The sequence below is a fragment of the Bacillus sp. AK124 genome (genome assembly GCF_053903085.1).
The window spans coordinates 539,804-560,688 of record NZ_CP096378.1 but is presented as its reverse complement, the minus strand read 5'-3'; the positions used below and the strand labels follow the sequence as shown (position 1 = coordinate 560,688).

Here is a 20,885-nt window from a genome sequence, read left to right as displayed (position 1 = left end):
GTCCAATAGCCTTTTCTTATTTCGATATCAAGGTCAGCGTACGTTCTTCATTATCAACTACAAAAACCTCATCATCTGTATTGACAAGGAAACGATCCTTCTTGTCATCATATAACACATCGCTGTCACTTAGTGATAATGACGCAGGAATAACGGGGGAAATGTTATAAAAGATAAGCTCAGATGCTTTATCATTCTCCAGCACATAGCTGATTTTTTCATAATCAAAATCCAGCGTCTTTCGGCCGTCAGCGGTATCTCCTACAGTATATCCATTCAGTTTCGATTGGATGTTGGTACTGCTGTCTCCCAGGAATTTCAGGAAGTATTCATAGGAAGAAGCCGCATTTTCCGGAATATAAGGCGTAAAGGCCGCTGCCTGCACCTCAGCATGTTTCACGTTTGTTGCAACAGCGCCCTGCTTTACAAAATAAGGATGCCCGTTAAACTTTATTTTTGCTGCTTGTTTTCCTTTTGCAACTACCTTCACCTCGGTACCGAATGGCAGTGCAATATCAGCCTTCTGTTTCAAAGCTTGATCCTTATAAACAGACGCTTTTTCATCTGCGATAAACCCTTGCTTATTGACTGCGGTTAAGCGTTCCTCTGTCTTGCCCTTTGCATCGCCATCATGGTTCTTCACTTCGTTTTGCGGAATAGCGCCAAACGAAACAATGGTACGAAGCGGTGTGTTAAAGAACATTGTTCCTGCGGTAAAGATTGTCAGGATAGACAAAATAGCAATTTGAACAGCATTAGCCAGTGATTTCGGCTTTTTCTTCTTTTGACGGAAACGAGCAAACGCTTTAGGATCTTCTTTCTTCCGCTTTTCCGTTTGTTCCTTTTTATATGTTTCTTTTTCTTTTTTCGACAGTTTATTAAACCAGTCAATAAACGCTTTATACTCTTTAACAACCGTTTTTGTATCATCAAACATACGAAGCTCGCCGTAGTGCATCCAAGCGACGCGATCACACATCTTTTCAATCTGGCCGATGGAGTGGCTAACAAAGAAAATGGTTTTTCCTTGCTTTTTAAACTCATTAATTCTGTCTACACACTTCTGATAAAACGTTTGGTCCCCTACGGAGAGCGCTTCGTCAATAATTAAAATGTCAGGGTCAATATGCACAGAAATCGCGAAACCGAGACGAGACTTCATCCCGCTGGAATAGTTTTTAACCGGCTGATCGATAAAATCACCAATCTCAGCAAATTCTACGATGCTGTCATACATATCATCAATTTCTTTATTGGTTAATCCCATCATTAAACACTTGAGCCGGACATTGTCCCGGCCCGTCAATTGGTTATTTAAACCGGCCGCAATCGCAATCAGCGACGGCTGGCCGTTCATTTCAATTTCACCACTGGTCGGCGGAATAATTTTAGCCAGCAGGTTAGACATGGTCGATTTCCCTGACCCGTTTATCCCTACAAAGCCGATTGTCTCTCCCTCATACACGTCAAAGGAGACATTCCGCACAGCAAAAAAACCATTATCTTTGGCCGGAAAAAACAATCCTTTAATCTTGTCCGATTGTTTTTTATACAAATGATACTGTTTTGAAACATTTCGAAACGAAACTTTTAGTTTCATCGTAAAATCTCCTTACGTAATTAAAGAAAGTCAACAAACTTGTCTCTAAATTTCATATGCAGGATAGAACCTACTAACAATAAAAGGAATGTGAAGAGCCAGAAATACAGCATGTAAGTTGCATCTTCGAAAAACCAGCTTCCGCCGAGAAAACTGTTTCTGAATCCGTCGATAATATAAAAAAGCGGATTCAGCTTAATCACATTCAACAATGCCGGGTGCTTATCCCCTAGCTGCGTGGAAATATCCCAAAAAATCGGCAGCAAAAAAAACAACAGCCTTGTCACAGATTGCAGCAGGAACTGATAGTCCCTGACCAGTACACTGATCGTTGAATTAAACAAACTGAATGCGAACATAAAAACAATCATGCAAAACAAATAGTAAATATATTCAAGCCATTGAAGATTTGGGTAAATGCCAAACCCAAGGAGCACCATTACATAAATCGCCATCATCACAAAGTAGCTAAACAAGTTAGCCGCGATCGCCACTGACGGAAGAGAGCTGATTGGAAAATTCATTTTGGCCACCATGTTGATTCGCTTATAAACACTGTTTGAACCGTCAAGAATCGTCGGACTGATAAAAAACCAAGGAATTAAACCGGCAAGCATCCAGATGATGAAAGGCACTTCACCGACACCCGTAACCATCTCACTGCTCTTTCTGATTCCGATCCCAAATACAAACCAATAAGCCAGCATCTGAATGAGCGGATTCAAAAACTGCCATAACACGCCCAAATAATTCATTTGATATTTTGATTTTGTTTCGTAAGCCGCCAACCTGATGATTAAAGGCAGCGATAAAAACTGTTCTTTTAACACTCTTATTAATGCTTTCATGATTTATCTTCCTTAGCATAATATAATAGCCGTTACATCGTGCACCGAATAATTGTAACAAATTTTATTCGTTATTGCTATTACAAACAAATATCTAACAGAACGCATGCATGTTATAATAGGAAAAAAACAACACAAATATTTACTCCCTCAATAAGCAATGCGAGAATATCACTCCAATATTATCATTCTTAAGGCTATATTGCTTTATGTGTTTTGTTAGCATATACTTATTAGCGTGTCAAACCTTACTTAAGTCTTCATTTATTAAGATGATCCAAATAATTGGGAATCAAGTAATAGTGAACATTAATTTCTTGGATAGGATTAGGGGAGGAACAGCATTTTTATGAATTTTAAAAGAATCAAAAAGATAGCGAAGAGAAAAATTCGCTTCATAATAGATCCTTTAAAGGAATACCTTAGCAACAAAAGAGTACGTATTCGAGCGAAATATAGTCAATATGTCTCTCTTCCGATAAAGGAAAAAACAGTTCTTTACGAAGCTTACCATGGACGCAGCATAAGCGGAAACTGTTATGCAATCTTTTTAAAATTAGTTCAAGATAAAGACTTTAAAGATTATCATCATGTTTGGGTTATTAATGATATCAGCGACCCAATGGTTGAAGAACTTAAAAGGAATTATCAAAATGTTTCATTTACATCTGTTGACAGCAATCATTATTTAAAATACCTTGCTACGTCTAAATATTTAATTAATGATACTTCCTTTCCATTTTACTTCGTTAAACGGGATGAGCAAATATACATTAATACCTGGCATGGAACACCTTTAAAAACGCTTGGCTTGGACATTAAAAATCGCGGAATGTCAACTCACAAGAACATTCAGAGAAACCTGCTCCACAGTGATTATCTTATTAGTCCTAACCAATTCACTTACGAGAAATTGCTTAAATCGCATGACATCTTTGAAATTTATGCCGGAAAAGTCGCAGATATCGGATATCCGCGAACAGATCTTACATTGAAAACAAACGGTGAAGAAGTAAGAAAAACGCTTAATATTCCTTTAGATAAGAAAGTCATTCTGTATGCTCCTACTTGGAGAGGGACAGTTGGAAAAGAAAACGACACCAGCCAAGTGCTTCTTGATGAAGTAATGGCTATACAAAAATCTATGGGCGATGATTATATCGTCTTATTAAAATCTCATTACTTCACATTTGAATATTTCAAAATAAATAAATTGGATCATTTATGTGTACCAAATTGGTATGACACCAATAAGTTGCTTGCGGCTGTCGATATTCTTATAACAGACTATTCAAGTATTTTCTTTGACTTCTTACCATTAAAAAAACCGGTCCTCTTTTATATGATTGATCATAAAGAATATGAAGCTGAAAGAGGCTTCTACTTAGATATTGATAATCTGCCGGGACCGGTATGTGAAAACCTAAACGAATTAATTGATAAACTGCAAAATGTTGACATACTTAAAAAAGAATTTAGTGAACAATACGACAAGTATCTCAAAGAATTCTGCTACAATGATGACGGTCAAGCATCAAAACGGCTCGTCGATATGATTTTCAAAAAGCAAAATCAAGAACAGCTCATAAGCACAGAAACAGATAAACAAAAACTCCTCTTCTATTGCGGAGGTTTTTATAACAACGGAATTACGATGTCGGCAATCAACCTCTTTGATCATATTGATTATTCAAAATATGAAGTCACTGTTATTGATAATGCCAATGAACATAAAGACAAATGGAAAAACATCCGAAAACTGAATCCGAAAGTTCATGTACTATATCGTCCTGGTGTTTTTAACAAGACGCTTAAGGAGACTTATGAGCACCAATTGGTTTTACGGAGAGGCATTTATACTGACTCTATGTCTAAAACAGCTCCGGTAAAAGCTTACCAAAGGGAATTAAAACGAATTATCGGAAATGCAAAATTTGATATAGGGATTGATTTTGGGGGCTATAATAAATTTTGGTCAATGTTATTTGCATTTGGACACTTCAAGACAAGAAGTATTTACCTCCACAATGATATGATGGAAGAGTACAACAAAAAAATTAATGGGAAATATAAACACAGAAAGAACTTAAAAGTTATATTCTCTTTATACAAATACTACGATAAAGTGGTGTCTGTAGCTAAATCAGCTAATGAAGAAAATTACAAGAATCTTCGCCAATTCATTCCTGATGCTGATGGAAAAATGGTATATGTCGACAATGTTATTGGTTCCAAACAAATCTTGAAAAATAAAGATGTAAAGAGCACAGTCCAGACAAACGGTAGGGAATATTTAATCCTTCGTGAGCATGACGAAGAAAACCCTAATATACTCAATATTTTTGGCCTGACGATTCCGAAAAAAGAAGATTATAATTTTATCAACATCGGCCGTCTATCACCCGAAAAAGGGCAAGAAAAATTAATCAATTCTTTTGCTAAGCTGCATAAGGAATTTCCAAATGCTAAATTGTATATTGTAGGAGATGGACCTCTGAGAAAACAGCTGGCATTGCAAGCTGAAATGTTAGGCCTGAAAAACGATATTATTTTTGCAGGTCAACTCGAGAATCCTTTTGTTTTATTAGATGAATGTGACTGTTTTGTCCTATCTTCCGATTATGAGGGGCAGGGTCTCGTCCTAATGGAAGCCATGATAGTCGGCAAACCTATTATTGCTACTGATGTTACCGGTGTACGTTCAGTTCTTGAGGGGGGCCTCGGATTGCTTGTTGAAAATACCGAAGAAGCACTTACAGAAGCTATGAAGAAATATATCACAGAAGGTATTGAATATCAGACCTTTGATTATGAATCATATAACAATCATGCACTGCAGCTCTTTTATAAAAATGTGTGTCAGTCCTAGTTCGAAACAAAAAACAGCTTGAGTATAAACTCAAGCTGTTTTTTCATGGGATTAAAATATAGTTTTAACGACCCGCTCAGAAGCTTTGCCATCTTCAAACGAACAAAATTTTTCATAAAACGACTCATAATTCTTGTGTAATTGAGGGTCCCTCAGCACCCTTTCTATCTCTTCCATAAGCTCGGATTCATTGTAGATCAATGTTCCAGGTGCTTCTCTTTCAAGATCAAAATAAAATCCTCTTAAAGTATCCCTATAATTTTCGATATCATAAGTGTAGAAAATGATAGGTCTTCTTAAATTTGCATAGTCAAAAAATACAGACGAATAATCTGTAATTAAAATATCACTGATGAGATACAGCTCTCTAATGTCGGGATACAGTGAGGCATCGTATATAAAACCTGCATACTGTTCAAAATCAAAGCTTTCAGCTACTAGATAGTGCATTCTCAACAGAATAACAGAATCTTTTCCAAACTTTTTTTGCATCTTGTCTAGATCCATTTGAAGCTGGAACTTGTATTTTCCCTTAGCATAAAATTCATTATCCCGCCATGTCGGTGCATATAAGATGACCTTTTTATCTTGGGGGATATTCATTTTTCTCTTTATGGCCTTCATCGTTTCCGGGCGGTTGTCTGTGTACAGAAAGTCATTCCTCGGGTAGCCGGACTCAATCATTATTTTGTTAAATTGAAAAGCGCGGGCAAAGATTTCGGTTGAATAACGATTCGGGGATATTAAATAGTCCCACTTCGATGCTTCTTTAGTGAAATTTTGCTTGTACTTCTCAGTGTTGGTGCCCGGCATGTGCACTTCTTCCATATCGACGGCAAGCCTTTTCAGCGGAGTCCCGTGCCATGTCTGCACATATGTCGTGTGCTTTGGTTTCGGTATCCATAAAGGAAGCCGGCTGTTTACAACCCAATATTCCGCCCTTGCCATGGCAAACAGCCACTTCAGCGTGAATCGGTTAATATAAGGGACATTTTTTTCTTCGAAAATTTCTGTATAACTCGGGTTTACACTCCATATTAAGTTGTATTCCGGATGATGTTCCTTCATATATTCGTAAATTGCTCTCGGATTGCAGCTGTACTGCTTACCGGCAAAGCTTTCAAAAATGACGGTTTTCTTTTTAACAGGCAGTTTGCCGGCCAGTCCAAAAGTAAAATAGTATGCTCTCTTTATCATGCCCGAAATCTTTTTCTTTACTTTATTCTTGCCTTTGCGAATGACTGACATCAGCCTTTTGCTCTTTCCTTTGGCAAAATAAACCGCACGGGTTTTGATCGTATAGTCGTTCATTCTTAGACGCATACCCCGTTTTCGTTTCTGCCGATAGATGTGAAAGCGAGCCGGTCCTTTTTTTGTGTCAACAATTGAAAAACGGTCTATATCATCTATAAGCCTGAATGCCCTGCTTTTTATAACGGTTTCCTCCCCTGTTACAGCATCTTCACCTACGTATTCTATATAAAACTGAAAGAAAGCAGGCATCCTGTTCTCTTCATACAGCTTTTTCAGATCGATTTCAGCCTCAAATCCAACGGCCTGATCTGAAGAATGAGCTGACAAATCGCCGCGCTGAACGGCTTTTAAAGGAAAATTGAAAACCCTTTCCTTATCTTTTTGACTAATTTCTTTTAAAACCAGCTTTTTGCTTTTTATTATCGAACGTTCTTCCGCATCGAGCAGAAAAGTATAGCCTCTGATCATTAGTTTTCCTTCGGAGCTTAACTTAATGCTGTCCGGTTCCGCCACTGCTTTTCTCCGTGAAACATCAAGAGCGAAGTGGCCTTTTCGGGTCTTATACGGCAAATAAATAAACTGTTTGGCTCGATCCTGGTGCCAATACAGCTCAATCGGTTTTGAGGCTGTGTAAATCCTCTTTTTACATTGATTTTTTTCATTATTTTCATATAGCACATAAAAATCGATGACCGTTTCGTCCATCATCAGGTTAGATAGGTTATCTAAAGATATCTCCGCTGCTTTTAACTGCTCTGAATCGCTTATTTGGTTACACGTTACACGCATCTCTTTTTTCGAATTGCGGTTCACTGCCAAAATACCGACATGATTAAGAGAGACAGAACTTTCGAACACAAAATAGAGGCGAGTATCGTTAACTTTTATTTCCCGCAGCTGAAATTTTAACGGAATTGCACTATCCATAAAATCAGTCTACTCCTCTTTTTTTATTCAAAAGCAAAGCCGTTCATACTTATTATATTAAAATGATTCGTATACGAAACAAAAAGCACTTCTTACCTTTTTTTAAGAAGTACTTTTTGAATTTTATTTAACTGAGCCGACATTAAAGGTTCGCGATTTCCTCTTTGATCTTCGTCGTGGAAATCCCTTCGGTTCTCGGAAGGTAAACAACCTCGCAATGATCCTTCAGGAAGTCGAATTTTCCTTCCCAGTCATCCCCCATGACAAATACATCGATGTCATGGTCGATCACATCTTGTACCTTTTGATCCCAGTTTTTTTCCGGGATGACTTCGTCTACATAGCGGATCGTTTCTAGAATGAGCTTGCGGTGCTCATAGCTGTGATAAGCTTTTTTCTGCTTTTGAAGATTGAATTCGTCAGTCGAAATCGCTACGACGAGATAATCCCCCAATTGTTTTGCCCGTTCCAATAACTTGATATGTCCCCAATGTAATAAATCAAACGTTCCATATGTGATGACTTTCTTCATTGTCATGCTCTCCTTTCTAATCTTAAGGCGAAAATCTATATTGATATATCAAAAACACTCGATAAGTTACATTTATTTCACAGGTCTTTACTGATCATTCATTATAGCACATCGCCTATCAAACGTTAAGTATTCTTTAATTTTAATGCAATTCCAAATTTTATCTAAAAAAATCGAGCGTTTTCTGAATAAGACGTAAAAAATCTTAATCTAATGTAAAGATATTGTTAATCTTTTATGAATGATCTATGCTAAAATATACGTTAGACCTCCTGAATTTTTGGGTCGGTCTCTTAATCTTCGACTTTTATACATTCGTATATACTTACACTTCTTAAATCGGAAGGAGGAAAAAAACTATGCTGCAAACGGAAACGGTTCATCATCTTGCATATGTTAACGGGGATTTGCCCGGATTTTTGAATCATCTTGAAGAATCCTTTATCGACCGCAATGAGGGGGCGTTTATCGCGACGGTAAACCCTGAGATCGGGTATGCGGCTGCAAAAGACAAAGATTATTTTAATACAGTTTCATCTGCTGACTTTATCCTGCCGGACGGAATCGGCATCGTCCTGACTTCAAGGCTGATCAACAGCAGATTAAAATCGAGGATCGCGGGGTACGATGTATTTATCAACCTCCTGAGCCTGGCTGACCGCAAAAAGAAAAGGATCTTTTTATACGGGGCCAAACAAGAGGTTATTCAAGCTGTTGCTGATCGGCTGTCAACCGAATATCCCGGAATTGAGCTGGCCGGATACTCACACGGCTATGTCAAAGACAAAGGCGATGTTGCGAAGCAAATCGCGGCTGCCAAGCCCGACATGGTTTTTGTAGCTCTCGGATATCCGCATCAGGAAAAGTTTATTTATGAACATAAGCATCTATTTCCTCAGGCGATTGCGATCGGCATCGGGGGGAGCTTCGATGTGTTCAGCGGAAAAGTGAAAAGAGCACCGAAAATGTTCATTAAGCTGAATCTTGAATGGATGTACCGCCTGCTGACCAATCCGACGAGGTGGAAGCGGATGCTGAACATCCCGAAATATGTCTTTTCCGTTCTGAAAGAGGAAAGAGTTCAAAAACAGCGGCACTACTATCCGGAGCAGATCAAAGAGCAATCTAAAATCGATTTGTAGAAAAGAGTTTGGATAACGAATGAATATACGTTCTTTATTGGTTATGATTTACTCGGCCGGTCTCGCTTTGACCGGTTTTATTTTCAAAAGGGTAAAAGCGCGCGACAGAGTTGTATTGCTTGTTTCATTTCCGGATAATGCGCGCGCGCTGCTGGAGGAGTATGTCAACAGCAGCCGGCCGTTTGAATTGGAAGTCCTTTTTACAAGGCACGCCGTTTCCCTTGCAGATGAATATCCTTCCGTTCGCTCGCAAGTGATCAACGAGAAACATCCGATTGATCTCATAAAAGCCGTATATCGGATGTTTAAGTGTAAATTCGTTTTAACGGATAATTATTTTCTCCTGACAAGTGTTTTGAATAAACGCCCTCAGACGACATGCATTCAAATTTGGCATGCATCCGGCGCTTTGAAAAAGTTCGGACTCGAAGATATCGGAAACCGATATCGATCTACCGGCGATATCAAGCGGTTTAAAAAGGTGTATCGTTCATTTGATTTAATCACCGTCGGTTCGGAGAAAATGGCGGACATTTTCAAGCGGTCATTCGGCGTGGAAGATGACCGTTTTTTGCGGACGGGCGTTCCGTTAACTGATGAATATTTTCATGCCGGAAAACAAACAGCGGATCGTCCAGACCAAAAGGTTATTCTGTATGCGCCGACATACAGGGACTATTGTTTAACCTCCGTCCGTCTCCCATTCTCTAAGGAGCAGCTCTCCGGGGAACTGAAGGGAGAATTTTTACTGTTGGTCAAACTGCATCCGTCCGTGCGGGAACAGATTACTTTTGAAGAGCACGAAGGGCTGATTAAAGACGTATCAGACGTTCCGTTAAAGGATTTGCTTATGGAAAGCGACATCCTGATTTCTGACTACTCGTCGGTCGCCTTTGAGTACGCTTTTTTAAATAAACCGATTCTGTTTTTCACGTATGATATGGCAGAGTATAATGAAAAACGCGGACTGATCGATGATTTTGAAGCGGTCATTCCCGGCAAAGCCTGCATGGACAGCGAAATGCTGCTGAAAGAAATCAAAGAAATGTCCGGCACAAAGGAAGAGATCAAGAGGTTTGCACAAGAATGGCATCAATATTCAACAGGCGATGCGAGCGTGCGCCTGTTGAACTTTATGAGCGAGCATATGACGGCAAATAAAAAAAGACCGGCCGGTTCCTAATGGAACATAGCCGGTCTTTTTATGATGATTACCGATAAACCGGCACATCATAGTACAACGTATATTGATCAAGCAATGTATAAAGACTGTACATTCTCCCCACCTGCTTATAAGCCCAGCCGACATCTGTCGCATATTGGTGAAGGGCATTCGGAGACCACCTCATTTTATAGAGCGTGTCCTGTTTGTAAGTCGGGTGGTGAATGTATTTTTCACCGATGAATTTGGCTCCGCCCATAATGGCGGCTTCAGGTGTGAACCACCCTTGTTCATAGGCGTATTTTGCACCGTAGTAAAGCGGGTTGCTGTCGTAAGCCCCGACGCCGTACATATTGTAAACCTTTTTGCCGTTGAACATCGTTCCTTTGGCTAACTCGGAAGTTCCGTTGCCCGTCTCAAGGAGCGAGTGCGAAATGAGGTACAGTTCATTGATGCTGTATGCTCTCGCCGCATCAATGAACGCTTGGCCTTTGCCTGTCAAAATCCCTTTATTATAAAGGATTTTTGCATTGACTTCGGCGGCATTCAATCCGGCCGTTTGCGACAGTTTTAAAAATTGGAAGTATGCCGAGCTGTCTTGTGTGAAATTTTTCGGATTGACATATTTCTCGACTTCATCCCTGCTGGCATTTCGCCAATTCATTCTGATTTTTGCCCAGCCGTTTTCCTGGGAGATGATGTTGACTTTATCCCCTTTTTGCAGCTGTCCGATGATGTTGCCGCTTGTCACAAGGGGGGTTGACCTGATATTCAGCAGATCAGCCGTGACGGTTTGATTCGCCGTATTGATGTAGCTCAATGAAACATATGCCGACGCATCCGTTTGCGGGCTGACTTTCATCTGTTTGTCGACCATCTGACTGAGCGTGATTCCGTAGTCAGTCGTTGTGATTTGCGGGCCGTTTTTCACTTTGATGACATTCACCGGCCAGCCGTAATTCGTTTTGATCCGATTGGCGGCAGCATCCGCACGGTCTTTCCCTGTAAATAGTTCATTGATTGAGATGTGAAACAGGCTGACCGACTTTGTTTGGTAAGTTGCGCTGACATTGTTCTTCTTAAAGACATTCAATCCCTTGTCGAGATCTGCTTTACTTGTGATCTGACCTGTCGTCACCCGGTACTGCCTATAGCCGTACTCACCCGTTTGTTCAATCTTGCCCGGTATATTCTGCTTGCTGAAAAATCCGAGCGCTTGCTGTAATTTCTCCGTTCCGATCAGAGCTTCCGAACTCAATTTGTACCGGCTGTAATATTGGCCGGTCTTCACGGCCTCTGCGTGAATGCCTGCTTCTTTAAAGAAATTGAGCGCCTTCGTCACTTTGTCCTGTTCGTATACGGATTCCGTCGTCAGCTGATAATGGCTGTACACTTTTTTTCCTGTTGGTCCGGCCGTTCCCGCCGCACCGTTTTTCTTAAAGAATTCCAGTCCTTTATTGATTCGCGCTTGGACGGCTGTTTCGCCGGACGCGAGCCGGAAGCGGCTGACGGTCGTGCTGCCGGCGCTTTGAGCAGAAGCCTGAATGTTTTTGTTTTTGAAAAACCGGATGCCGTCGTTTGCTTTCTTTTGATCTGAAAGCGGGACGGAAACGATTCTGAAGGATGTCTGCTTTTTTCCCGTCTTTGCAGCAGTATAACGCCACGTTTTCTTTTTGAAAAAGGCGTCGATTTTTTTGAGGTTTTGACTGTCTACGCTTTTCATGCTTACGATCCAGAAGCGCGCACCTTTTACTTTTTCCGTGCTTGAGGTGAGACCGGTATTCTTTTTAATTTGTCCGGCGGCATTTTTCGCGCTCTTTTCGTCATTAAAATATCCCGATTTCACATTGTAAAGCTGTGCCGGCTGACCGGCAGCTTCATATGCCCCTTTGACCTTGAGTTCTTTTTCAAACTGCTTCAGCAGATTTTTTGCGTTTGTTTCGCCTTGTATCGAACCTGTCGCAATTTTATATCTGGGCTGTTGTTTCTTTACTGTTTCTATCGTTCCTTTAAGGGCAGTTTCTTTTTCAAATCGGACAAGCAGGCTTTTCGCTTTGCTCTCATCTGCGATTTCTCCTGAATAAAGCTTGACGAGCGCTTGCCCCGCTCCGTATGGTGCGTACGACGCTTTGAGGCCTGTCTCTTTTTGAAAACGGTCGAGGATGGCTTTCGTATTGTCTTCGCCTTCGATTCCTCCCGTGACGACCTTCACGTAAGCTTCCCTGTTTCCTGCAATTGTATAGGTCGCTTTCAGACCGGTTTCTTTTTCAAATTGGAGCGCCCATTCTTTGGCTTTTGCTTCACCGGCAAATTCCTTTGATACCGCTTTGGAAAACGGTTCTTTCTGTCCAACCGGACCATAGGACGCCTTCAAGCCGGTTTCTTTTTCAAACTGCAAAAGCAGATTTTTTGCTCTGCTCTCCCCTTCGACACCTTCTGATGTCAAAACGTATGTTGTGCCGTTTTTTCCTGAAGGTTTGACCTCGGCTTTCCATCCCGTGTCCTTTTTCAGTTGTTCTGCCGCTTTGAGCGCTGCGCTTTCGCTATTAAACTCTTTTGTTGTTTCAATTTTGTAGACGGAAGTATCGGTATACGCTGCTAAAGCAGGGATTGCCGGGACTGCCGTATGTATGAGCAAAATGATTGCAGCAAAAATAACGGTTTTTCTAATGTTTTTCACATTCTCTACTCCCCTCGCCTATAAGCCTCTCAATTTCAAAAACTTGCTTTCTCTTTTTATCGGCGAGCCGGAATATTTTTTCATACAATAAAAAAGCTTAACGGCCTTCTTTTGCAGACCGTCAAGCTTTTTATATGTGTGACACGATAAGTTCGCATGTTCCTTCTATTGTAAAATCATTGGTTTCGGCCGGAAGGATAAAATTTGTTCCTTTGCTGATCGGAAATAATTCGCCGCCCTGAGTGAGCTTTCCTTCTCCTTCAATCACGCTGCATAGCAGGAAAGGGGCATCCTGGGTCAGCTCAGTGGCACCGTTGATCTCCCATTTGTATACGGAGAAGTATTCGGCTTCAACAAATGTCTTAATGGTAATACCTTTTTGAGTTTCTGTCGATTCGTCAACATAGCTGTCAACGTGCGGTACTGTTGTGACATTGATCGCCTGTGTCAGGTGAAGCTCGCGCTTTTCTCCATTTTGATCGGTCCGGTCATAATCGTATACCCTGTACGTCGTATCAGAGCTCTGCTGTGTCTCCAAAACGACCGTCCCTTCGCAAAGAGCGTGAATCGTGCCGCTTGGCACATAATAAAAATCGCCCGGCTTGATTTTGATCCGCCTTAACAGGTTGTCCCAATCACCGCTGTTGATCATGGTGACCAGCTCTGTCCGCGTTCTCGCCGTATGGCCGTAAACGATCTCGGCACCTTCTTTGCAATCGATGATATACCAGCATTCCGTCTTACCGAGTTCCCCGTTTTCGTGTTCGCCCGCATAATAGTCATCGGGGTGGACTTGAACGGAAAGATCTTGATTGGCATCAAGTATTTTCGTTAACAGCGGGAAACGGTCTCCCTCTGCACCGCCGAACAATTCGCGGTGCTCGTCCCAAAGCTCGGCAAGCGTTTTTCCTTTGTAAGGACCCGAAGCAACGAGGTTCGGCCCGTTTGGATGGGCGGAAATGGCCCAGCATTCACCTGTCAAATCAGAGGGAATGTCATAGCCGAATGTCTCGCGCAAAGCCGTTCCCCCCCAGATCCTCTCTTTAAACTCAGGCTGCAGAAATATCGGTGATTGAGTCATGTTGCCATCTCCTCCCTTAATTCACGATTTTCTTATGTAAATAAAACGCTTTCTTTTATTGATAGACATGTATGATAAAATATAAACCTTTTCATATTTATTATGACGTTATCTCGATAGAAGTCAATGCCGGAAAGGAAAAACAGAAGCCCCAGAGGCTTCTGTTTTAGATTGTTGACAAAATCCCAAAACGGCTTTTTGTTTTGGGATTTTGTCATCCTTTCAGCGTGATTGAAAACCCTTGCAGTCTAGGAAGGCCGAGCATCGGAGCGGAGCGAATGTTGGAATTCGTGAGCACCGACGCGCAGGCCTGACAACGAATGCGAGGGTTTGTCGACACGCTGAAACAGAAGCCCCGGAGGCTTCTGTTTCAGATTATGCCAGCTCGATAATGCGCTGGTTTGAGCTTCCTCTGTAAAGGAGCGTCAAGTCCCTTTTTTTGATTTCGAACGGGCCGTCTACCAGGACATCGCAATAGGCCAGCAAGGCGCTGTGCTTTTCATTTTTCAAGATTTGTTCGTACGTATAGCCGCTGTAAAGCCAGATGTCTTTTTCGGATTGCTGCTTAATTCTCTCAGACAGTTCGATCAGTTCGCCCGCATGCAAAAGCGGCTCTCCTCCTGAATAGGTGACGTTTGTAAGCGGATTTTTCATAATTTCCTCAAATACTTCGTCTACACTCATATCAAATCCGTTATTGATATTCCAGCTTTGTTTATTATGGCAGCCTTCACACATATGCGGGCAGCCCGCTAAAAACACGACTGTTCTCAGTCCTTCTCCGTCTACGATGCTGTCATGGATAATATTCATCACTTTCATAGGTGCTTCACTCTGTCCTTTTCTTCTTGTCTTTTCGCCGAATTCCACTTTGACATATCTCCGACTAAATATCCCGTAATCCGTCTGATCCGTTCAATCAAAGCCTCATCGCGATTTTTGCACTGCGGGCACTCGTTATCGATGATTCCGGTAAATCCGCACGCCTTGCAGTGGTCGACAGGATGGTTGATCGAGGCGTAGCCCATGCCTGACCGGCGCATGGCGGTCACAATCATGTCCATCGCTTTAATGTTTTTTTTCGGGTCTCCGTCCAGCTCGATATAGCTGATATGCCCGCCATTGCACATCAAATGGAACGGCGCTTCTTTTCTGATCTTTTCAACCGCAGTCAGCTTATAGTGAACAGGGATGTGAAACGAGTTCGTATAGTAGATCCGGTCTGTGACATTGTGGATCGAACCGAACTCCAATTTATCTTTTTTGACAAATTTCCCTGAAAGTCCTTCTGCCGGTGTGGCGATCAAGGAAAAGTTCAGCTTGTGTTTTTCTGTGGCTGCATCGGCCTTATCTCTCATCGACTGGACGATTTTTTTGCCGAGTTCAAACGACTCCTCGCTTTCTCCGTGATGTTTTCCGGTCAATGCAGTCAAAGCTTCAGCCAGTCCGATAAATCCGATGCTCAATGTTCCGTGCTTTAGCACATCCTCGAGCGTGTCCTCAGGATCAAGCTTCTCGCTTTCATGCCAGATGCCTTGCGAATACAGGAACTTAAAGTCTTTTGCTCTTTTTTTGCATTGAAAGGCGTACCGTTCAAGCAGCTGTTGAATCGTTAATTCCATGTAGCGGTTTAACAAAGCAAAAAACTGTTCAACGTTTTCGCTGAGCAGCGCTATTTTGACAATGTTGATCGAGGTGAATGACAAATTCCCTCTGCCGATGCTGTTTTCTTTCCCATGAATATTGGACATGACGCGCGTTCTGCATCCCATATAAGCGATTTCGCTTTCCGGTGTTCCGTCATAAAAAGGTTTATTCACGGGCGAATCGATAAAGCTGAAGTTCGGAAACAGCCTTTCAGCGCTTGTTTCCAATGCAAGCCGGTACAAGTCATAGTTAGGGTCTGTTTGATCGACGTTGACGCCTTCTTTCATTTTGAAGATCTGAATCGGAAAAATCGGCGTCTCACCCTTGCCGAGACCTGCTTTTGTCGCCTTCAGAATATTTTTGATCAAAAGGCGGCCTTCCCTTGACGTATCCGTGCCGTAATTAATTGAAACAAACGGAACCTGTCCGCCGCCCCGCGAATGCATGCTGTTGGCATTATGTATAAAGGCTTCGCACGCTTGGTAAGTTGTGTTGTCCGTTTCTTCCCACGCTCTTTCCCTTATCTCTTCTTCTGTCAAAGTTGTCGGGTATTGTTTGATTTTCGCGAGATGCTTTTCGTACGTTTTTCGGACGTAAGGCGCCAGGTCGTAATCGAACATCGGAAATGACTGGCCGCCGTGCTGCATATTTTGATTCGATTGAAAAATGATGGATGCGAGTGACAATGCGCTCATAATGTCCTTCGGTTCCCTGAGGGAGCCGTGGCCTGTATGGAATCCGTCTTTTAACAGCCGGCCCAAAGGTATCTGGCAGCAAGTCGTTGTCCCGCTCGGCATATAGTCTAAATCGTGCGGATATATCAAGTTGTCATCGACTGCTTTCTTGATTTCTGGCGACATTAAGTACTGGAGCGCATAATGTCTGGAACTCTCGGATGCAAACCGGCTCATTTGCCCCATCGGAGAGCGGCCGTCTACGTTGGCATTTTCCTGCATAATATCGTGATCTCCATACCCGACGATATCATGAAATGTTTCTGTCAATTGTAATAATCCCTGTTCTTTAAAGCCTGTTGTCATCCTAATCTCTCCTAAAAAGTAGCATATATAGTGTCCATCTTTTCATGAGACACTATATATTGATATTAGCACAAATGATACCCGTTAAATTTAGCAATTTGGTGACGTTATTTAAAAACGGTCAAAAAAAAAACGCCCCGGACAACATGTCCCGGTGCGTCAGCAACGAAATTACTTGTAATCGATCGTCATTTGTTTCGGAGGTTTTCTTTGTCTTGTCCGTTTTTCGATCCAGACGGTTGCAAGCGGCGTCAGAAGCGAGGTGACAATGACGCTTGTCGCGATGATCGCGGTCGCTGAATCAGCCACCGGCGCAAACACGGGGTTTGCATCGGCAAGCGCATACGGCACGGCTACCGCAGCCCCGGCCGTTGACGATGCTGCGACGCCCGCGACGCCGTCTCCTCTTGCGACAAAGCGGTCCAGCAGGTAAAGAGAAGCACCCGAGAGAACGACGACTGATACGCCGACAACAATGCCTAAAAGGCCGGATTGGATCAACATTTTAAAATCGAGCGTGTTTCCTAGTGAAAATGCGAAGAACGGAATGATCGCCGGTACGACTTTTCCGAACAAATCGCGCAATTCAGGGTCAAGGTTTCCGAGAATGCAGCCGAGTAAAAACGGGATGACGGTTGCAGCCAGCGTCTCCCAGGGAAATGCCGCGAGCCCTGTCACACCGAAAGTGACCATCGTCATAAACGGGCCCGATTCCGTGCTGATAAAGGCGAAAGCACCGGCGTCTTCCTTTCTTCCCATATGGTTCATTAACGCCAAATACAGACCGCCGTTCGTTTCATTCATAACGGCTACAATAGCAAGCACTGACAGCCCGGCAAAAAAACCGCTTTGAATGCCTTCGTCTGGAATGAACTGCGCTGCGATCAAACCCAATAATGCGGCAATGCCGACTTTGCCGATCAGAAGTGTCAGTCCCTTCCTCGCAATATATCCTGAAGAACGAAAATCTATTGTTGCACCAACGCAAAAGATAAATACTCCTAAAATCGGCAGCGTTCCAGTAATCAGGGCGCCTGTAAATCCGCCGAAAAACTCCGCGGTTCCCGGAGCAAACGTATTCAGCGTTGCGCCCAGAAAGAGCGGAATGATCATCATGCCGCCCGGCACACGTTCAATCGTTGCTTTAATTTTCATCATTTTTTCTCCCATTCTAGAAATTAATGAAAAAGCAAAGCTGTCGATCTTGCAAAACCTGAAGTCTTTTCACGCTGCGCACGCTTTAATTCTGCCGAATCCGACGCTGAAAGATACGCTGGATATCCGCTTCTGACACTTTGTTCAGCTGGCTTCCCACTCCAACTGCCAATGCTCCGGCATCGAGCCATTTCTCCACATCGCCCGGATGGATCCCGCCTGTTGGTATGAATCGAACCTTCGGAAAGGGGCCGGCGAGGTTTTTCATGTAAGGAATCCCGGAAGTCCCCCCTGGAAACAGCTTAAGAACCCGAAAACCCTTTGAGACCGCTTCCATAATTTCGCTCGGTGTTAATACGCCGGGAATAAAAAATGTATGCAATGAGGCGGCTTCCTCAGCCAATTTTTCCGAAAAACCCGGACTGACGATGAATTTTGCCCCCGCTGCCGCGGCTTCCCTCGCCTGTTCGCTCTCAACCACCGTTCCGGCTCCGACAAGAAGGCCGTCTTTTCCTGCAAATTTTTCAATCAGCTCAGACGCTCCCGGCGTCGTATATGTGATTTCAATCGCAGTAATTCCTTTGTCGATCAATCTGTGAATGCTTTCCTCAGCAGCTTCCTTATCGCCTGCGCGGACGACCGCGATCAGCCCGGCCTCGGCCAGCTGTTCTTGCACTTTTCCGATCATAGACATTTCCATTACGGTCAACCTCCTGTTTTTTGGTTGTTTGCCTCTATAGCCATAAAAGCTTTCAATTGATCCCTTGACGGCAGACCGTCCATATCACCCGGAGCCATGACGGCCAGCGCTCCGATCGCATTTGCCCTCTGAACTGCTTCTTCCAGCGGCAATCCGTCTAATAGACCGCTGATCATGCCGACGGCAAAACCGTCACCAGCGCCAACGGTATCAACAACCTTCTCCACCTGATAACCCGGTACATAACCCTCTTTGTCATGTGTCCGGTAATAAGCCCCCTCTTTTCCAAGCTTGATGACAATTACCTTGACCCCCTGCATCACATAATATTTAGCGATATCCTCGGGAGAATTGCTGCCTGTCAGGAGTTTTCCTTCATTGATCCCAGGCAGAAACCAGTCTGCCTGCGCGGCGATCTCATTAATCGTGTGAACCATTGTCTGCTGGTCCGGCCAAAGCTGGAAGCGGAGATTCGGGTCAAACGAAATCGTCTTCCCGTCTTTTTTCATCTGGTGAACGGCGTGGCGGGCGAAGCCCCGCATTTCTCTTGAAAGGGCAGGAGGTATGCCTGTTACATGCATATGTTTGGCTTGCTTGAAATACTCTGCCGGGTAGTCATCAATGCTCATCGTGCTTGCGGCTGATCCGCTGCGGTAATACGTGACATCAGGGTCTCCGCTTTCAACCTTTGACTTGAGCAGGATGCCTGTCTGCCGGTCTGCACTGCGTTTGACTTCAGAGATGTCGACGCCTTCTTTTTTCAATTCATTTAAAATAAAGGTTCCGAGCGAATCGGCACCAACTTTGCTCATCCAGCCGACCCGAAAGCCCAGGCGCGACAGTCCGACGGCAACGTTTGTTTCCGCTCCGGCAAGAGCCTTGGAAAACGAAGCAGCCTCATGCAATCCGCCTGTTTCATTTGCGTAAAACATAGCCATCGATTCTCCGAAGGTCATCACATCAAGCGACATGATTTCACTCTCCTTTCGAAATGGTACCGGTTTCAAAAATAGTTGCGGAAAAACACTCTCCCCTAAGCTATCGGGTATATGAGTGTCTCCATTTGACGAGTTCTACAGCGACTGTCTGAGAACAAGCTCCGCCTCAAGCTGAATCGTCTGCGGTGCACTTTCATCTCCTTCAATCCGTTTGATGATCCGCTCCATGGCGGCCCTGCCCATTTCATGCGACGGCTGGGCGATGGTGGTAATGCCCGGACCGATCAATTTATACCATTCCGTATCATCAAATCCGGCAATTCCGACGTCTTCCGGAATCGAAATGCCAAGCTCATAAAGGCAGCTGATGATTTTCAGCATCAGAAGCCCGTTGTTTCCAAGAATGGCTTTTTTCCCTTCTTTCATTTCCAAAAAGCTTTTGACGGACTGTAACAGAGATTCTTTGTCTTTGACATCTGCCTCATATACAAGGGGATTGCCGCCGGCATTGCGTTTAAGCGCGATTTCTGTATAGGCGGAAACCCTTTCCTCCCTTGGACTGATCCCTTTAATCGGCTCGGTAAACAGACCGACCTGGGCATAGCCTTTGTCATACATGAGATTGACGATTTGACTTGTCACTTCGCGGTTGTTCGTTGTAACTGCATCGATCTTGAGCCCGGGCACTTTCCGGTCAACGAGCACAATCGACACATCCTGGCTGATTAAATCCATGAGCACATCGTTGTTTCTTCCCGTCGTATTAATAATCAGCCCTTCAATGTAATGCGCGTTCAGCTTGTGCAGCATCTCCCGTTCCTTTTCAGGACTGTTGTCCGTGTTGCAGACCATGATGCTGTACCCGTACTGATCGCAAACCTCTTCCACCCCTCTCAAGGTGGCAACTGAAAACGGGTTTGTAATATCGGCGACCAAAAATCCGATAACCTTGCTTTTTTTCACCTTCAGCCCCTGTGCCATCTGACTGGGGCGGTAATTAAGCTCCTCGATCGCTTTTTTGATGCTTTTCACCTTTTTCGGTGAGATGGCATCAATCTTCCCGTTGATATAACGGGAAACCGTTGATTTTGATACACCTGCATATGCGGCTACTTCGTTGATGGTTACTTTCGCTGTTTGCTTATCCCTCATTCAAGTACTCCTATGACCTTATGATTTGAAACCGATTTCAAAAACTTTATACCATCAGCATATCACATCATTTAAAATTTGGAAGAGTATTTTTAAATATTTCAAGATTGACCTTGACAATATTCAGAAAAAAAAGAAAAGACTGTTGACGCTTTCCA

At 43.2% G+C, this 20,885-nt stretch carries 15 protein-coding genes; 3 read left to right on the top strand and 12 right to left on the bottom strand.

What is annotated here, in order from left to right:
• Positions 1-16 precede the first annotated feature (16 nt).
• Positions 17-1,600, bottom strand: a complete 1,584-nt coding sequence (tagH, locus tag M1E06_RS02690) for a teichoic acids export ABC transporter ATP-binding subunit TagH (RefSeq protein WP_020453148.1) — start codon at positions 1,598-1,600, stop codon at positions 17-19.
• Between the two features lie 20 nt (positions 1,601-1,620).
• Complete coding sequence (gene tagG / locus M1E06_RS02685; protein WP_020453149.1) at positions 1,621-2,448, bottom strand: teichoic acids export ABC transporter permease subunit TagG; 828 nt, start codon at positions 2,446-2,448, stop codon at positions 1,621-1,623.
• Positions 2,449-2,797: 349 nt separating this feature from the next.
• Here tagG and M1E06_RS02680 point away from each other — a divergent pair, with 349 nt between their 5' ends.
• Positions 2,798-5,317 carry a glycosyltransferase gene (locus M1E06_RS02680; protein ID WP_020453150.1) on the top strand — a complete coding sequence of 840 codons (2,520 nt, stop codon included), beginning with the start codon at positions 2,798-2,800 and terminating at the stop codon, positions 5,315-5,317.
• A 51-nt stretch (positions 5,318-5,368) separates the two neighbouring features.
• Here M1E06_RS02680 and M1E06_RS02675 read toward each other — a convergent pair whose 3' ends face one another.
• Positions 5,369-7,498, bottom strand: a complete 2,130-nt coding sequence (locus M1E06_RS02675) for a CDP-glycerol glycerophosphotransferase family protein (protein ID WP_020453151.1) — start codon at positions 7,496-7,498, stop codon at positions 5,369-5,371.
• Between the two features lie 142 nt (positions 7,499-7,640).
• Positions 7,641-8,030 (bottom strand): glycerol-3-phosphate cytidylyltransferase, encoded by a 390-nt coding sequence (gene tagD / locus M1E06_RS02670; protein WP_020453152.1) that lies wholly within the window; start codon positions 8,028-8,030, stop codon positions 7,641-7,643.
• A gap of 362 nt (positions 8,031-8,392) precedes the next feature.
• Here tagD and M1E06_RS02665 point away from each other — a divergent pair, with 362 nt between their 5' ends.
• Together M1E06_RS02665 and M1E06_RS02660 are read left to right on the top strand one after the other, a co-directional pair.
• Positions 8,393-9,172, top strand: coding sequence for a WecB/TagA/CpsF family glycosyltransferase (locus tag M1E06_RS02665; protein ID WP_041817470.1), 780 nt, complete (start codon positions 8,393-8,395; stop codon positions 9,170-9,172).
• Between the two features lie 19 nt (positions 9,173-9,191).
• The gene (locus tag M1E06_RS02660) at positions 9,192-10,355 is read left to right on the top strand and encodes a CDP-glycerol--glycerophosphate glycerophosphotransferase (protein WP_048350729.1); all 1,164 of its coding nucleotides are present in this window, start codon (positions 9,192-9,194) and stop codon (positions 10,353-10,355) included.
• A 28-nt stretch (positions 10,356-10,383) separates the two neighbouring features.
• On the opposite strand, the gene M1E06_RS02655 is transcribed toward M1E06_RS02660, so the two are convergent.
• The 8 genes from M1E06_RS02655 to M1E06_RS02620 form a co-directional block, all read right to left on the bottom strand.
• Positions 10,384-13,014 (bottom strand): N-acetylglucosaminidase, encoded by a 2,631-nt coding sequence (locus tag M1E06_RS02655; RefSeq protein ID WP_020453155.1) that lies wholly within the window; start codon positions 13,012-13,014, stop codon positions 10,384-10,386.
• A 130-nt stretch (positions 13,015-13,144) separates the two neighbouring features.
• The gene (gene manA / locus M1E06_RS02650; protein ID WP_043054494.1) at positions 13,145-14,095 is read right to left on the bottom strand and encodes a mannose-6-phosphate isomerase, class I; all 951 of its coding nucleotides are present in this window, start codon (positions 14,093-14,095) and stop codon (positions 13,145-13,147) included.
• Positions 14,096-14,470: 375 nt separating this feature from the next.
• Complete coding sequence (gene nrdG / locus M1E06_RS02645) at positions 14,471-14,917, bottom strand: anaerobic ribonucleoside-triphosphate reductase activating protein (RefSeq protein WP_020453157.1); 447 nt, start codon at positions 14,915-14,917, stop codon at positions 14,471-14,473.
• The gene (locus M1E06_RS02640) at positions 14,914-16,782 is read right to left on the bottom strand and encodes an anaerobic ribonucleoside triphosphate reductase (protein WP_216904183.1); all 1,869 of its coding nucleotides are present in this window, start codon (positions 16,780-16,782) and stop codon (positions 14,914-14,916) included. The genes nrdG and M1E06_RS02640 overlap by 4 nt, the downstream gene beginning before the upstream one ends.
• A 171-nt stretch (positions 16,783-16,953) precedes the next feature.
• On the bottom strand, positions 16,954-17,937 hold the full coding sequence (gene kdgT, locus M1E06_RS02635; protein WP_041817338.1) for a 2-keto-3-deoxygluconate transporter: 984 nt from the start codon (positions 17,935-17,937) through the stop codon (positions 16,954-16,956).
• An 85-nt stretch (positions 17,938-18,022) separates the two neighbouring features.
• On the bottom strand, positions 18,023-18,637 hold the full coding sequence (locus M1E06_RS02630; RefSeq protein ID WP_020453160.1) for a bifunctional 4-hydroxy-2-oxoglutarate aldolase/2-dehydro-3-deoxy-phosphogluconate aldolase: 615 nt from the start codon (positions 18,635-18,637) through the stop codon (positions 18,023-18,025).
• Between the two features lie 5 nt (positions 18,638-18,642).
• Entirely contained in the window at positions 18,643-19,608 is a 966-nt protein-coding gene (locus tag M1E06_RS02625) for a sugar kinase (RefSeq protein ID WP_020453161.1), read from the bottom strand.
• Positions 19,609-19,710: 102 nt separating this feature from the next.
• On the bottom strand, positions 19,711-20,727 hold the full coding sequence (locus M1E06_RS02620; RefSeq protein ID WP_020453162.1) for a LacI family DNA-binding transcriptional regulator: 1,017 nt from the start codon (positions 20,725-20,727) through the stop codon (positions 19,711-19,713).
• Positions 20,728-20,885 lie beyond the last annotated feature (158 nt).

What these genes read in the sequence shown, in the direction of transcription:
- tagH (WP_020453148.1), bottom strand. Translation starts at nt 1,600, where the DNA reads ATGAAACTAAAAGTTTCGTTTCGAAATGTTTCAAAACAGTATCATTTG.
- tagG (WP_020453149.1), bottom strand. Translation starts at nt 2,448, where the DNA reads ATGAAAGCATTAATAAGAGTGTTAAAAGAACAGTTTTTATCGCTGCCT.
- M1E06_RS02680 (WP_020453150.1), top strand. Translation starts at nt 2,798, where the DNA reads ATGAATTTTAAAAGAATCAAAAAGATAGCGAAGAGAAAAATTCGCTTC.
- M1E06_RS02675 (WP_020453151.1), bottom strand. Translation starts at nt 7,498, where the DNA reads ATGGATAGTGCAATTCCGTTAAAATTTCAGCTGCGGGAAATAAAAGTT.
- tagD (WP_020453152.1), bottom strand. Translation starts at nt 8,030, where the DNA reads ATGAAGAAAGTCATCACATATGGAACGTTTGATTTATTACATTGGGGA.
- M1E06_RS02660 (WP_048350729.1), top strand. Translation starts at nt 9,192, where the DNA reads ATGAATATACGTTCTTTATTGGTTATGATTTACTCGGCCGGTCTCGCT.
- manA (WP_043054494.1), bottom strand. Translation starts at nt 14,095, where the DNA reads ATGACTCAATCACCGATATTTCTGCAGCCTGAGTTTAAAGAGAGGATC.
- nrdG (WP_020453157.1), bottom strand. Translation starts at nt 14,917, where the DNA reads ATGAAAGTGATGAATATTATCCATGACAGCATCGTAGACGGAGAAGGA.
- M1E06_RS02640 (WP_216904183.1), bottom strand. Translation starts at nt 16,782, where the DNA reads ATGACAACAGGCTTTAAAGAACAGGGATTATTACAATTGACAGAAACA.
- kdgT (WP_041817338.1), bottom strand. Translation starts at nt 17,937, where the DNA reads ATGAAAATTAAAGCAACGATTGAACGTGTGCCGGGCGGCATGATGATC.
- M1E06_RS02630 (WP_020453160.1), bottom strand. Translation starts at nt 18,637, where the DNA reads ATGGAAATGTCTATGATCGGAAAAGTGCAAGAACAGCTGGCCGAGGCC.
- M1E06_RS02625 (WP_020453161.1), bottom strand. Translation starts at nt 19,608, where the DNA reads ATGTCGCTTGATGTGATGACCTTCGGAGAATCGATGGCTATGTTTTAC.
- M1E06_RS02620 (WP_020453162.1), bottom strand. Translation starts at nt 20,727, where the DNA reads ATGAGGGATAAGCAAACAGCGAAAGTAACCATCAACGAAGTAGCCGCA.